The sequence below is a fragment of the [Clostridium] symbiosum ATCC 14940 genome (genome assembly GCF_000466485.1).
In the GTDB taxonomy this organism is placed as follows: domain Bacteria; phylum Bacillota; class Clostridia; order Lachnospirales; family Lachnospiraceae; genus Otoolea; species Otoolea symbiosa.
This window is the reverse complement of sequence record NZ_KE992915.1, coordinates 5,363-17,685: the sequence shown is the minus strand read 5'-3', so window position 1 is coordinate 17,685 and position 12,323 is coordinate 5,363. Positions and strand designations below refer to the sequence as shown.

Genomic DNA, 12,323 nt, shown 5'->3' with positions numbered 1-12,323 from the left:
CGGCGGCGTCCTCACCTGCTTAACTAAATCTCCAGTTTACTGTTACGGTTTTGGTTTACGAAAATTTAAGGATTCTTTCATTGTTTCTGCCCTTGCTTTCATGTATAATGAAAATGGGTTACGGCCAAGAAAAATTGATGGGGTGTTGACAATGAATATTAACCTGAATCCAAACAGTGAACTGACCCAGTTTGCTGTAAACGCACCGAAAGAATTTGAAGTTCCGGACACGCTGATTGGAATGGCAAAGCAATTCCAGGAGTGCATGATGCAGTACACCTGTGCGATCCGGGAAGTGAAGACAAAGCTGGAAGTACTTAATGACGAGCTTTCCGTCCGAAATTCCCGAAATCCGATAGAGATGATTAAATCACGTATCAAGAGACCGCTCAGTATAGTTGAAAAGTTACAGAGAAGAGACCTTCCCGTTACTGTGGAGTCTATGATGCAGAATCTGGATGATATTGCAGGAATCCGCGTTATCTGCTCATTTATTGATGATATTTACGAGATCAGCAAGATGCTGGCGCGCCAGGATGATGTCAAGGTGATAGCTATCAAGGATTACATCCGCTGTCCCAAGGAGAATGGGTACAGAAGCTACCATATGATAATTGAAGTTCCCGTATATTTTTCCGACAGTAAGAAGCAGATAAGAGTGGAGGTGCAGATCAGGACGATTGCCATGGATTTCTGGGCCAGTCTGGATCACCAGCTTAAATATAAAAAAGATCTGGAAGACGAAGATGCCGCCGAGATTGGGCAGGAGCTTAGAAACTGCGCCGAGATTATTGCCGAGACAGACTGGAAGATGCTGGAAGTCAGGCAGAGAATCGAGGAAAAGGGAATCATCGTCCAGAGATAATCAGTAGAGATAATAGGACAGGGTTTCGGTAATTCGGAATCCTGTCTTTTTGTAAAGATTTACGGCCGCCGGGTTTTCGCCGGAGACATGAAGAAAGAGGGAAGACGCATTCCGGTTCCGCAGAGAATGCAGCACAGTTAAGAGAGCTTCCTCGCCGAACCCCTGACCGCGGAGAGTTTCTTCAACCAGAAAACCATAGAAGCAGATTTTGCTGCCGAAAGAGACCGTCCTGCAGACTGCTGCGGGCCGGGAATTCTCTTGGGAAAGGCAGAAAGAATAGACGGTGGAACCGTCGCTGTCCAGACTGGTTTGACAGGACAGGCGTGCGCCTGCGGCTGACATATCGGGAAGATCATTTTCAGTCAGGGAACGTTCCATTTTATACTCGCAGGAATCTAATTCCGCCCCCAGTGAATGAAGGACCGGAAGGACAGCCTCATCCTGTCCGTCACAGGGGATCAGGAGATTGGCATCTTCAAACAGCTCCTCAGCGGCCTCAAAAAGCGCAGAAAAGTAACCTTTCCGCCTGCAAGACGGACGGGTAAAGGCCAGACATTCGAAAGTTTCATCAGAATCGTCCATATTGGGTATAATAAGCGCCAGGACGCTGACCAGCATATCAGCGCCGTCTTTTCTTTCATAAGCGAGATAGAAAACGGAGCCTTCCTCAAACGGAAAGCTTAACCGTATGGGGGAAAATGCCCTGCATTCCTGTATAAGATGGTCGATGTCCGATATTTGCCTTCCGGTCAGGCGGCTGTTTTTAATAATCTGCATATGATGGCTCCTGTTATTATTTGCGCTGCTGCTTCGTTTTATTAAGTATAGTACATAAAAGGCAAAATTTTCAATGATTTTTCTACGATTTTATTGTACTTTTCATATTGTCCTATAAAAAATGGAGTGTTAGAATTAAAACGTTCAGACGAGAGGAGATATGACAGAATGAAATACTTAAAAGAAGTAGCAATTATTTTCGGCATTACAATGGCAGGGGAATTTCTCAACTACCTGCTTCCGCTTCCCGTGCCTGCCGGGGTCTACGGGTTATTTATCCTTCTTCTTCTGCTGTGCGCAGGGACCTTGAAGGTGGAGGATGTGTCGGAAGTCGGCGATTTTTTCCTGGATACGATGCCGCTTATGTTTATACCGGCAGGAGTAGGCCTGCTGAACAGCGTGGATGAGGCGAAAAGCATCCTGGTTCCGCTTACGGTAATTTCGGTCGTTTCCACTGTTTTTGTCATGGCGGTGACTGGCAGAGTGGCTCAGAATATTATCCGGGGACCAAAGAAGCGTAAGGGAGGGAAAGAAGTATGAACCAGTTAGCCGGATCATCACTTTACTTTGGGATGCTGGTAAGCGTGGGAGCCTATCTTTTCGGCCTGTGGCTTAGAAAGAAGACGGGGCTTGCAATTCTGAACCCGCTGCTGGTGGCAATTATTTTGATTATTGCATTTTTATCGGCATTTCATATAAACTATGAAGAATATAATAGAGGGGCCGGTTTCTTGAGTTATTTCCTGACTCCGGCCACGGTCTGTCTTGCGATTCCGCTTTACAGGCAGCTGGAACTTCTTAAGAAGAATCTGGTGGCGGTGGGAACGGCGATTCTGGCAGGCGTAGCCGGAAGCGCGGGCAGCATTTTTATTATGTCAAAGGCATTCGGCCTTGAGCATGCCCACTATGTAACTCTTCTTCCAAAGTCCATAACAACTGCGATTGGGATGGGCGTCAGCGAGGAAGCGGGCGGTATTGTGACACTTACGGTAGTCAGCATAATTATTACGGGAATTCTGGGTAATATTATTGCCGACTGGCTGTTTGGAATATTAAAGATAGAAGAGCCTATGGCAAAAGGCCTGGCGCTTGGGACAGCAGCCCATGCCATCGGAACCGCCAGGGCACTGGAACTGGGAGAGATTGAGGGAGCCATGAGCAGCCTGGCCATTGCGGTGTCGGGACTCCTAACCGTGCTTGTGGTACCTCTTGTGTCAGGGCTTATCTAGAAAAAGGGGGATACCAGGATGAACCTGTACGAGGCGATCGGAAGCAGACATTCCGTCAGAAAATATTCGGATCGGGAAGTGCCGGAGAGATTGAGGGCACAAATCCTTGCATATTTTGAAAAAACCTCCAGACTGAATGACAGGATTCGGACAGAGCTGGAGATTCTGGACAATACGAAGAAGAAGGCGGAGGTAAAAGGTCTGTGGAAGACCGACGCGCCTTATTATCTGGCGTTCTATTCGGAGCCGGAAGAGGGCTTTGAGAGAAATGCCGGATATATCATGGAACAGCTCATATTATACATGACGGTGAAAGGACTGGGCACCTGCTATCTGGGCGGAAGCCGTGTAAAGCAGACGGTGAAAAACGGGAAACGCCTGGTGATGATTGCCGCCTTTGGCTGGCCGGAGGGGAAGCTTTACAGAGAAAGTCCGCTTGCAAAGAGGCTGCCGCTGAATGAATTATGCGTATTTAAGGAAGAGGCAGGCGAGCAGATTAAAACGGTGTTAAAGGCGGCGCGCCTGGCGCCCTCGGCTTTTAATGCACAGCCATGGAGGTTTATCGTTTACTCGGACAGGATCTATGTCTTTGCGAAAAAGAGCCGCTTTCCACTGAATGCATCGGAAGCGATGAAAGATTTCAGTATCGGTATCATGCTTTCTCATATTATGCTGGCGGCGGAGGAACTATGGATGGAGCTTCAGACGGTGACGGAGGAGCAGTTTGCCGCCAAAGTTTATAAAAATGGGGATTATGTGGCGACCCTGTCTCTGCATTGAGGATTTAATTAAACAGGTGAGGCCCGCTGCCGGTACGGCCGGCGGACGGGGCGGCGAAGGTATGGGACCCTGCGAATGCGTAGGGTTTTGCCTTGAAACAGCGTGGGAGTTATGTTAAAATAAGGAAGATTACAGTTAGAGCGCGTTTGAAAATTCATTCCCGCAATCTGCACGCCCCACTTCGCGATATATTTGTTCCCAATTCAGTTGCCGTAGCCCACTACGCCGCCTTCATTTGGGCCAAATCGCCTACAAAGTGTGACGCACAGCTACTGAAAGCAATTTTCAAATACGCACCAGGAAAAAAATAACAGATTTTATAAGGACGATAAAACCTGAGGAGGAAACAATGGTTAGCAGATTAATTGAAAAAATACAGAAGACGAAGGCTCCGATTTGTGTGGGGCTGGATCCGATGCTGAGCTATATTCCGGAGCATGTGACGAAGAAAGCGTACGATGAGTTCGGCGAGACTCTTGAAGGGGCGGCGCAGGCCATCTGGCTGTTTAATAAGGAGATTATAGACGCGACGGCGGATCTGATACCTTCTGTAAAACCGCAGATCGCCATGTATGAGCAGTTTGGAATTGAAGGATTGAAGGCTTATGACAAGACGGTTAAATACTGCCAGCAGAAGGGCCTTATTGTCATTGGCGATGTTAAGCGCGGAGATATCGGCTCCACTTCCACTGCTTATGCAACCGGCCATATCGGCAAGGTGCAGGTGGGAAGTAATGTTTTTGCAGGTTTTGATACGGAATATATTACGGTAAATCCTTATCTGGGTACCGACGGGGTAAAACCGTTTGTGGATGTATGCAATGAGTATGACAGAGGTATTTTCGTTCTGGTTAAAACCTCCAACCCGTCCAGCGGAGAATTCCAGGATCGTCTGATTGACGGTAAACCGCTTTATGAGCTGGTAGCGGAAAAGGTGGTGGAATGGGGGGAAGCCTCCATGGATGGAGCCTACAGTAACGTGGGCGCCGTTGTGGGCGCAACCTATCCTGAGATGAGCAGAGTGCTCAGAAAGCTGATGCCAAAGACTTATTTCCTGGTGCCCGGCTACGGAGCGCAGGGCGGAACGGCTGAGGATTTAAAATATTGCTTTAATGAAGATGGTCTGGGAGCAGTAGTCAATTCCTCCAGAGGAATCATTGCCGCATATAAGAAAGAGCCTTATGTAAAATTCGGGGCAGAGCATTTTGGTGAGGCATCCAGGCAGGCAGTCATTGACATGATTACCGATATTAACAGCGTATTGTAGGAGGAACCTATGGCACAGGTGAAAGAAACAGCAGTTGTATACAGTCAGGAAGAACTGGCTCCTGAGATTTTCAGTATGTGGATCACGACAGAGACGGCGAAAGAGGCGAAACCGGGGCAGTTTATTTCCGTGTACAGCAAGGACGGCTCCAGATTGCTCCCAAGGCCGATCAGTATCTGTGAGGCCGATCCGGAGGAAGGAAGACTGCGTATTGTATATCGAATCGCAGGGGCAGGGACAAAGGAATTTTCTTCATTTGAGTCAGGGGACCCCATCGATATCATGGGCCCTCTCGGAAACGGTTTTCCACAGGAGGGCGAAAATGTCTTCCTGATAGGCGGGGGAATCGGGATCCCGCCGATGCTGGAGCTTGCAAAGAACCTGAATTGTGAGAAGCAGATGATTCTCGGTTACCGTGATGGGAATCTCTTCCTCAGAGACGAGTTTGAGGCGTACGGCGAGGTATTTGTGGCTACGGAAGACGGAAGTGCGGGAACAAAGGGCAATGTCCTGGATGCTATCCGGGAGAACGGCCTGACGGCCGATGTGATGTACGCCTGCGGTCCGACGCCGATGCTGCGGGCATTAAAACAATATGCGATGGAACACAATATCCGCTGTTATATTTCCCTGGAAGAAAAAATGGCCTGCGGGATTGGAGCATGTCTTGCCTGCGTCTGCCAAAGCAGCGAGGTGGATCACCACAGCAATGTCCATAATAAGCGGATCTGCAAAGACGGTCCCGTATTTCTGGCCCAGGAGGTGGATTTATGATGAATACAAAAGTAAATCTGGCCGGAGTGGAGCTTAAGAATCCGGTCATGACTGCATCAGGCACCTTCGGATCCGGCGCCGAATACGGTGAGATGGTGGATTTGAACAGGCTGGGAGCCGTTGTCACCAAGGGAGTGGCCAATATCCCATGGCCCGGGAATCCGACACCCAGAATTGCAGAGACATACGGGGGGATGATTAACGCCATCGGCCTCCAGAACCCGGGGTATGAGGTGTTCGCGAAGAGAGATATCCCTTACTTAAAGCAGTTTGATACAAAGATTATCGTCAATGTCTGTGGAAAAACCACGGAGGATTATATTGATGTGGTAGAGAAACTGTCCGATGAGCCGGTGGACATGCTGGAGATTAACATCTCATGTCCCAACGTAAAAGAGGGCGGCATTGCCTTTGGCCAGGATCCGAAGGCCGTGGAGGCAATTACGCGCGAAGTAAAAAAATATGCAAAACAGCCGGTTATCATGAAGCTCAGCCCGAATGTGACGGATATCACCGTTATGGCCAGGGCCGCGGAAGCGGGCGGGGCCGATGTACTCTCACTGATTAACACGCTGACAGGAATGAAGATAGATATCCATAAGCGGACCTTTGCCGTGGCCAACAGGACAGGCGGCCTCTCAGGCCCAGCAATCAAACCGGTGGCGGTCAGGATGGTCTATCAGGCAGCCAATGCCGTGAAGCTTCCCATCATAGGAATGGGCGGTATCATGAATGCGGATGATGCCATTGAATTTATCCTGGCAGGCGCGACTGCGGTATCGGTTGGTACAGCCAATTTCCATAATCCGTATGCTACGGTTGAGATCGTGAAGGGGATTGAAGACTATATGGCAAAGTACCATGTGGAGGATATAAGCGAGCTGGTCGGAGCGGTCAGATAAGCACATACAAAGCAGCGGTGCATCAGCACAATGAATAATAAAAATGAAGAATAAATTAAAACGACCAAAGAGCAAGGGATTCTGCGGCAGTGATAGAAGGAGAAACGTATGGAACAGTACAAGCAGGAATTTATCGAATTCATGGTAGAGAGCGAGGTTCTCAAATTCGGAGAATTTACGTTGAAGAGTGGAAGAAAGTCCCCTTTCTTCATGAACGCGGGTGCTTATGTGACCGGAACCCAGCTTCGCAGGCTGGGCGAGTATTATGCAAAGGCCATCCATGACAATTACGGCCTTGATTTTGACGTGCTTTTCGGACCGGCATATAAGGGAATTCCGCTTGCCGTAGCTACTACTATGGCGATCAGCGAGCTTTACGGAAAGGACATCCGCTACTGCTCCAACAGGAAAGAGGCGAAGGATCACGGAGACACCGGGATTCTTCTGGGCAGCAAGTTACAGGACGGAGACCGCGTTGTTATCATCGAGGATGTAACGACTTCCGGAAAATCCATCGAGGAGACATTTCCGATTCTCAAAGCCCAGGCCGATGTGGAAATTAAAGGGCTGATGGTTTCGTTAAACCGCATGGAGAGGGGTAAGGGCGAGAAGAGTGCACTGGAAGAAGTAAGGGAGCTTTACGGTTTTCCGACTGCAGCCATCGTTTCCATGGCCGATGTGGTTGAACACTTATATAACAGGGAATGCCAGGGTAAAATAGTAATTGACGATACATTGAAAGCGGCAATCGATGCTTATTACGGGCAGTATGGGGCAAAATAAAAATGGAAGCAGTCAGACCGGCGGTGCGGTATGCAGAAGATTCATGGCATGTTCGCGGCGGTACGGCGTGCAGAATCTTAAATAAGGAGTGTCCGATATGGAGAAAGTATATAAAACAATGCGCAATGCAGGCGTTATCAACATTGTAATCGGCAGCGTGATTATTACTGCCGGAGTGGCCGCGGGCGTTTTGGCGATTATCAGCGGAGCCTGTCTGCTGAAGCGCAAATCGGAAATTACATTCTAGAGCCTGTTTGAAAATTCATTCCTGCCATCTGCACGCCCCACTTTGCGGCATATTTGGCCCAAATTCAGTCAGCGTAGCCCACTACGCCTCCTTCATTCGGGCCAAATCTCCCACAAAGTGTGACGCACAGCTGACAGAAAGCAATTTTCAGACACGCTCTAGTACAGCGTTGCATTAATAACTGAGTAATAGCGAGTGCTATTACTCAGGCACTTTATGAGAAACGGCGGTATTTCTTTATTATATGCCGCCGGATATACGGTACTGCAGAGGAACAGCTTCTTCTGGTAAGACGGATTAACCTGTCGAAGAACAGCAGAGCCTTTGCAGTATTCTTTTTTGCGCAGCGGTAAATGTATCAAACCGTCCGCAGCGTAAAACAGCGGGGAATTTCAAATGGAAAATTCGGGCGCTGTCCTCCGGGACGGCTGTTTATTGATAGATGGGGAAAATATGATAAAAAAGACCAGGATGCACCAGAAGATTTGCTGGGTTCTTTTCATCAGTTATCTGGTGGTATTGACTTATTTTATGTTTTTTTCGGATGGTTTCGGCCGTTCGGGACATGAAGAGTACGCCTACAATCTCATTTTGTTTAAGGAGATCAAACGTTTTTACAAATACAGGGAGCTTCTTGGGATGCGTTCCTTTCTGCTGAATACGGTGGGAAACGTCATCTGTTTCATGCCGTTTGGCTTTATCCTGCCGATTATCAGCCGGAGAGGGAAAAAGTGGTATAATACCTTTCTCTTAAGCTTTCTGATGAGCTTTGGAATCGAGACAATCCAGCTCATATTCAAGGTGGGAAGTTTTGATGTGGATGACATGTTTTTAAATACATTGGGAGGAATTGCAGGCTATATCTGCGTCTGCATGGCAAAAGGAGTCAGGAGGATGGCAAGTGGCGCGTCAGACAGATAACAGGATTTCATATATTAAAAAGCCGATGGCGGAAAACAGTTTTCCGTGTGTGATATCTGCGGCAGCAGGGCTGGTACTCTGTATAGCCGGAATGGCAGTCAGTATCAGAAGCCAGGGAAATACGCCTTTAGGGGCGGTGGCAGCCTGCTTTTGCGGTGTTTTATTTTCAATAGCCGGCCTGCGTTACGGTTACCGGGCGTTTAAGGAACGGGAAAAGAATTACATTCTGGCTAAAGCAGGGACTGTCACCGCCGCAGCAATGGTGATTTTATGTTTTGTAATATTACTGATAGGATTTAAGAGGTGATTATGATGAAGTATTGGGAAATGTTTAAAGAGGAAAACGAGGCGGTGAAAGAGCGCCATGAACTTGCTCTTGAAAGAATCGGTCAGTTTAAGACCGAAGAGACCGTGGCTGAGCCGTACCGAAGCTATTTCAGAAAGGCGGCGGAGTTTATCATGCTGGCCGAGAAAGTGTACGGGATGCAGGAGAGAGGAGAGCTTGAAGCACTGAGCCTTGATGAAGCAAAGAAGCTGAATATAAAGCTCTACGAGGATGTGCTTCCTGGGAACTATGAGGAAAGCTTCTGTAATCCTGCTTTTGCAGTCGCTGCTCTGGGCAGGGATTTCGGCCAGTATCTCGCCTTTTTATTGACAGAGATCAGGGGGATGATAGTGTATGCCTACGAGAGCCGCCTGACGGATATGACGATACTGGAGGAAGTGCTGATTGAGGTCTATAATCTTTTCGAGTCGGAAGAACCGGAACTGAAGGAAGTAAAAGAAGTGCTGTACTATTTTGTCAGCGATTACTGTGATGTAATGCTGACTTACCGGGTGCGGGAGACGCTGGATCCGTCACTTGATTTTGCTAAGTCCATTATTATGGACAGTGATCTCACCGACCTGCGCTATCTCTACAGGTTTGGAGAATATATTTCCGATTCGGAGCTAAAGATTGCCGCATTTTTAAATTCCCTCCCTGAGGAGACGGTCAGAAAAATGGCTGATACCTACACGGAAGGCATCAGAAAAGGCTTTGTCGCCAGCGGCCGCAGTTATAAAAGCAAGAAAACGGTACAGATCCGTTACCATATCGGATTTGAACGGATGATACGGATGGCGGTGGAGAACTTCAGAAAGCTTGGCCTGGAACCTGTGATCAGCAGGGCTGCTGTCGGCACCGTGAACCGGGCGGCGGCGCGGACCAACGGATATCATGGAACGCCTGCCAACAGGCAGTATGATTACGATCACCGTTACGACAATGCCATCTATATGGATAAGGCTTTCAAAGAGAGAAAGCTGTCCGTACTTAAGGTGGCGTATGAGGAATGCCGTACTTTGGCAAAGGCTTATGCGGGACCGGCAGTCCTTGAGACTTTTGGGGAAGAGGGATTCACACCTGAGAATAAAAAGGAGGCGTTTGCCTTAAGTGAAAAGCAGGAGAAACTGCTGCTTTCCTATTCGAACGAATCGATGCAGATTGCCGATGCCTATGTACCGGGAATGGAAACGAGCTTTACGATTATTGCATTCCCGCTGCCTGAAATAGGTGATAATTTTGAAAAGATATTTGAGGAGACGATACGTATCAATACGCTGGACTATGAGCTGTACAGGGACATCCAGCAATGTATTATCGATGCCCTCGATCAGGCGGACCATGTGATGGTTTACGGAATGGGGGAGAACAGGACAAAACTAAAGGTAGCGCTTCGCAGACTGAAGAACCCGGCTAAGGAGACAAATTTCGAAAACTGTGTGGCAGATGTCAATATCCCGGTAGGGGAGGTATTCACGTCCCCGGTACTTTCCGGTACGGAGGGAACTCTCTTTGTCGGCAGTGTTTATATCGGTGATTTCCAGTTCAAAGATCTGTATATGGAATTTAAAGACGGAAGAGTGGCGGATTACGGCTGTGCCAACTTTGAGGATGAGAAGGAAGGCAGGGCGCTGGTAAAACAGATTATCATGAAGAACCATGACAGTCTCCCGATGGGGGAATTTGCCATCGGTACCAACACGACGGCCTATGAAGTGGCGCAGAGATATCAGATTCTCGATAAGTTCCCGATTCTGATTGCCGAAAAGACGGGACCTCATTTTGCCGTGGGAGATACATGCTATAGCTGGATGGAAGACTGTCCGATGTTCAATCCGGACGGCAAAGAGATTGTTGCAAAAGAAAATGAGATTTCCGTGCGCAGAAACGAAGATCCTTGTGCCGCTTATTTCAGCTGCCATACGGATATTACAATCCCGTATTCAGAGCTGGACCGCATTGAAGCAGTCCATGAGGACGGAACCAAAACCGCCATTATTGCCGGAGGCCGGTTTGTGCTGCCGGGAACGGAAAAGCTCAATGAACCGCTGGATTCCCTGAATAATTGATTTTTGCCCCGCATATAGTTTTCCTGAGGAGATTTTTGGGAGAACGGGGATGAGAGATAAAATAAGAAAAATCACTGCCGCCGTAATTCTGGGGCTGCTTCTTGTGACCGTGGGAGCAGAAACGGATACGGCGGTATTTTGCCTGGCGGCGGAGAATGGAAGCGATACGGCAGAGCAGGCTGAAACCGTGACAAAAGCCGGACTGGAGCCCGCCCCGGATACGGAAGGGGAGAAAATAGCCGGGCCGAAGCTGTGTGCCCAGTCGGCGGTTCTGATGGATGCATCCACAGGGCGTATTTTATATGGCAAGGAAGAAACCATAAAAAGGCCCATGGCCAGCACAACAAAAATAATGACATGCATTCTGGCGCTGGAGCAGGGAAACCCGGAAGATATGGTTGAGATCTCATCCTATGCAGCGTCGATGCCGGACGTACAGCTTAATATACGTGCCGGAGAAAAGTACCGGCTCCAGGATTTGCTGTATTCCCTGATGCTGGAGTCACACAATGACTCGGCCGTGGCTGTGGCGGAACATATCGGCGGGACCGTGGAGGGTTTTGCGGAAATGATGAACCAGAAGGCAAGGGACATCGGATGTACCGACACATGTTTCGTGACTCCCAACGGCCTGGACGGTACACGAAAAGCAGACGGAGAACCACACTCAACAACGGCGGCCGATTTGGCGAGAATTATGCGTTACTGCGTGGAACAGTCTCCAAAAAGCAGGGAATTTCTTGAAATCACGAGAACGGCGTCCAGAACTATCACGGATGAAAGCGGGAAACGTTCCTTTTACCTGGGAAACCACAATGCCCTCTTGTCCATGATGCCGGAGGCTTTGTCGGGAAAAACGGGTTTTACCGGGAACGCCGGTTACTGTTATGTGGCTGCGCTGAAAAAGGATGACAAGGAGTTTACCGTGGCTTTGCTGGGCTGCGGCTGGCCTCCCCATAAGACATATAAATGGGAAGATATGCGAAAAATCGCAGGATTTGCCTTCGACAGTTACGATTATTATGAAATATTTGAAAAGAATAAGACCTTTCCCTCGTTAAAGATTATAGACGGTAAAAAAGATGAGGTCCCCCTGTCCCTGTGCCTGGGAGAACAGGATCAGACCCTGAAAGTCCTGATGAGGGAGGATGAGACTACTGATATCCGCTATGAGTATCCAAAGGAACTGAAAGCCCCGGTGAAGGCGGGGACTCCTGTAGGAAGCGCCTCTTACTATGTGGGAAATGAGCTGGTCGCCAGCTATCCGATTTACGCGTCTGATACGGCCGAAAAGATAGATTTGAAGTGGTGTATCGAAAAGTGTATCGGCAAAATTACGCTCTGATTGATGGCGGTGACCTGTGTGCGGAGCGTGCAGGTTATC

Annotated in this window: 15 protein-coding genes and 2 pseudogenes; 15 read left to right on the top strand and 2 right to left on the bottom strand. The window is 48.6% G+C overall.

Going from position 1 to position 12,323, the window contains the following annotated elements; genetic code table 11:
* The first annotated feature begins 151 nt into the window (after positions 1–151).
* Positions 152–865 (top strand): GTP pyrophosphokinase, encoded by a 714-nt coding sequence (locus CLOSYM_RS11040; protein WP_003499211.1) that lies wholly within the window; start codon positions 152–154, stop codon positions 863–865.
* Here CLOSYM_RS11040 and CLOSYM_RS11035 read toward each other — a convergent pair whose 3' ends face one another.
* Positions 866–1,642, bottom strand: a complete 777-nt coding sequence (locus tag CLOSYM_RS11035) for a GNAT family N-acetyltransferase (protein WP_009295957.1) — start codon at positions 1,640–1,642, stop codon at positions 866–868.
* A 168-nt stretch (positions 1,643–1,810) separates the two neighbouring features.
* Here CLOSYM_RS11035 and CLOSYM_RS11030 point away from each other — a divergent pair, with 168 nt between their 5' ends.
* The 3 genes from CLOSYM_RS11030 to CLOSYM_RS11020 are packed head-to-tail and all read left to right on the top strand — an operon-like array spanning position 1,811 to position 3,651.
* Positions 1,811–2,182, top strand: a complete 372-nt coding sequence (locus CLOSYM_RS11030; RefSeq protein ID WP_003499206.1) for a CidA/LrgA family protein — start codon at positions 1,811–1,813, stop codon at positions 2,180–2,182.
* Positions 2,179–2,871 (top strand): LrgB family protein, encoded by a 693-nt coding sequence (locus tag CLOSYM_RS11025; RefSeq protein WP_003499205.1) that lies wholly within the window; start codon positions 2,179–2,181, stop codon positions 2,869–2,871. The genes CLOSYM_RS11030 and CLOSYM_RS11025 overlap by 4 nt, the downstream gene beginning before the upstream one ends.
* An 18-nt stretch (positions 2,872–2,889) precedes the next feature.
* Complete coding sequence (locus tag CLOSYM_RS11020) at positions 2,890–3,651, top strand: nitroreductase family protein (protein WP_003499203.1); 762 nt, start codon at positions 2,890–2,892, stop codon at positions 3,649–3,651.
* Between the two features lie 8 nt (positions 3,652–3,659).
* Here the strand turns inward: CLOSYM_RS11020 and CLOSYM_RS24060 are convergent.
* Positions 3,660–3,872, bottom strand: a pseudogene (locus CLOSYM_RS24060) (DUF6783 domain-containing protein).
* On the opposite strand from CLOSYM_RS24060, the pseudogene CLOSYM_RS24055 reads away from it, so the two are divergent.
* The 11 genes and pseudogenes from CLOSYM_RS24055 to CLOSYM_RS10975 form a co-directional block, all read left to right on the top strand.
* Positions 3,858–3,962, top strand: a pseudogene (locus CLOSYM_RS24055) (DUF6783 domain-containing protein); the annotation flags it as partial. The pseudogenes CLOSYM_RS24060 and CLOSYM_RS24055 sit on opposite strands and share 15 nt — an antisense overlap.
* Positions 3,963–4,000: 38 nt before the next feature.
* Positions 4,001–4,918, top strand: coding sequence for an orotidine-5'-phosphate decarboxylase (gene pyrF, locus CLOSYM_RS11015; protein ID WP_003499201.1), 918 nt, complete (start codon positions 4,001–4,003; stop codon positions 4,916–4,918).
* A 9-nt stretch (positions 4,919–4,927) separates the two neighbouring features.
* On the top strand, positions 4,928–5,692 hold the full coding sequence (locus CLOSYM_RS11010) for a dihydroorotate dehydrogenase electron transfer subunit (protein WP_003499200.1): 765 nt from the start codon (positions 4,928–4,930) through the stop codon (positions 5,690–5,692).
* On the top strand, positions 5,692–6,594 hold the full coding sequence (locus tag CLOSYM_RS11005) for a dihydroorotate dehydrogenase (RefSeq protein ID WP_044902369.1): 903 nt from the start codon (positions 5,692–5,694) through the stop codon (positions 6,592–6,594). The genes CLOSYM_RS11010 and CLOSYM_RS11005 overlap by 1 nt, the downstream gene beginning before the upstream one ends.
* Before the next feature lie 108 nt (positions 6,595–6,702).
* Complete coding sequence (pyrE, locus tag CLOSYM_RS11000) at positions 6,703–7,377, top strand: orotate phosphoribosyltransferase (RefSeq protein ID WP_003499189.1); 675 nt, start codon at positions 6,703–6,705, stop codon at positions 7,375–7,377.
* Positions 7,378–7,474: 97 nt separating this feature from the next.
* The gene (locus tag CLOSYM_RS23030) at positions 7,475–7,624 is read left to right on the top strand and encodes a hypothetical protein (RefSeq protein ID WP_003499186.1); all 150 of its coding nucleotides are present in this window, start codon (positions 7,475–7,477) and stop codon (positions 7,622–7,624) included.
* A 7-nt stretch (positions 7,625–7,631) separates the two neighbouring features.
* The gene (locus CLOSYM_RS24255) at positions 7,632–7,802 is read left to right on the top strand and encodes a DUF6783 domain-containing protein (RefSeq protein WP_334295703.1); all 171 of its coding nucleotides are present in this window, start codon (positions 7,632–7,634) and stop codon (positions 7,800–7,802) included.
* 275 nt (positions 7,803–8,077) lie between these two features.
* On the top strand, positions 8,078–8,545 hold the full coding sequence (locus CLOSYM_RS10990) for a VanZ family protein (RefSeq protein WP_044902368.1): 468 nt from the start codon (positions 8,078–8,080) through the stop codon (positions 8,543–8,545).
* Positions 8,526–8,852 carry a hypothetical protein gene (locus tag CLOSYM_RS10985; RefSeq protein ID WP_003499182.1) on the top strand — a complete coding sequence of 109 codons (327 nt, stop codon included), beginning with the start codon at positions 8,526–8,528 and terminating at the stop codon, positions 8,850–8,852. The genes CLOSYM_RS10990 and CLOSYM_RS10985 overlap by 20 nt, the downstream gene beginning before the upstream one ends.
* Positions 8,853–8,854: 2 nt before the next feature.
* Positions 8,855–10,939: an aminopeptidase gene (locus CLOSYM_RS10980; protein WP_003499180.1), complete on the top strand. Its 2,085-nt coding sequence runs from the start codon at positions 8,855–8,857 to the stop codon at positions 10,937–10,939.
* A gap of 49 nt (positions 10,940–10,988) precedes the next feature.
* Complete coding sequence (locus CLOSYM_RS10975; RefSeq protein WP_021642181.1) at positions 10,989–12,284, top strand: D-alanyl-D-alanine carboxypeptidase family protein; 1,296 nt, start codon at positions 10,989–10,991, stop codon at positions 12,282–12,284.
* Positions 12,285–12,323 lie beyond the last annotated feature (39 nt).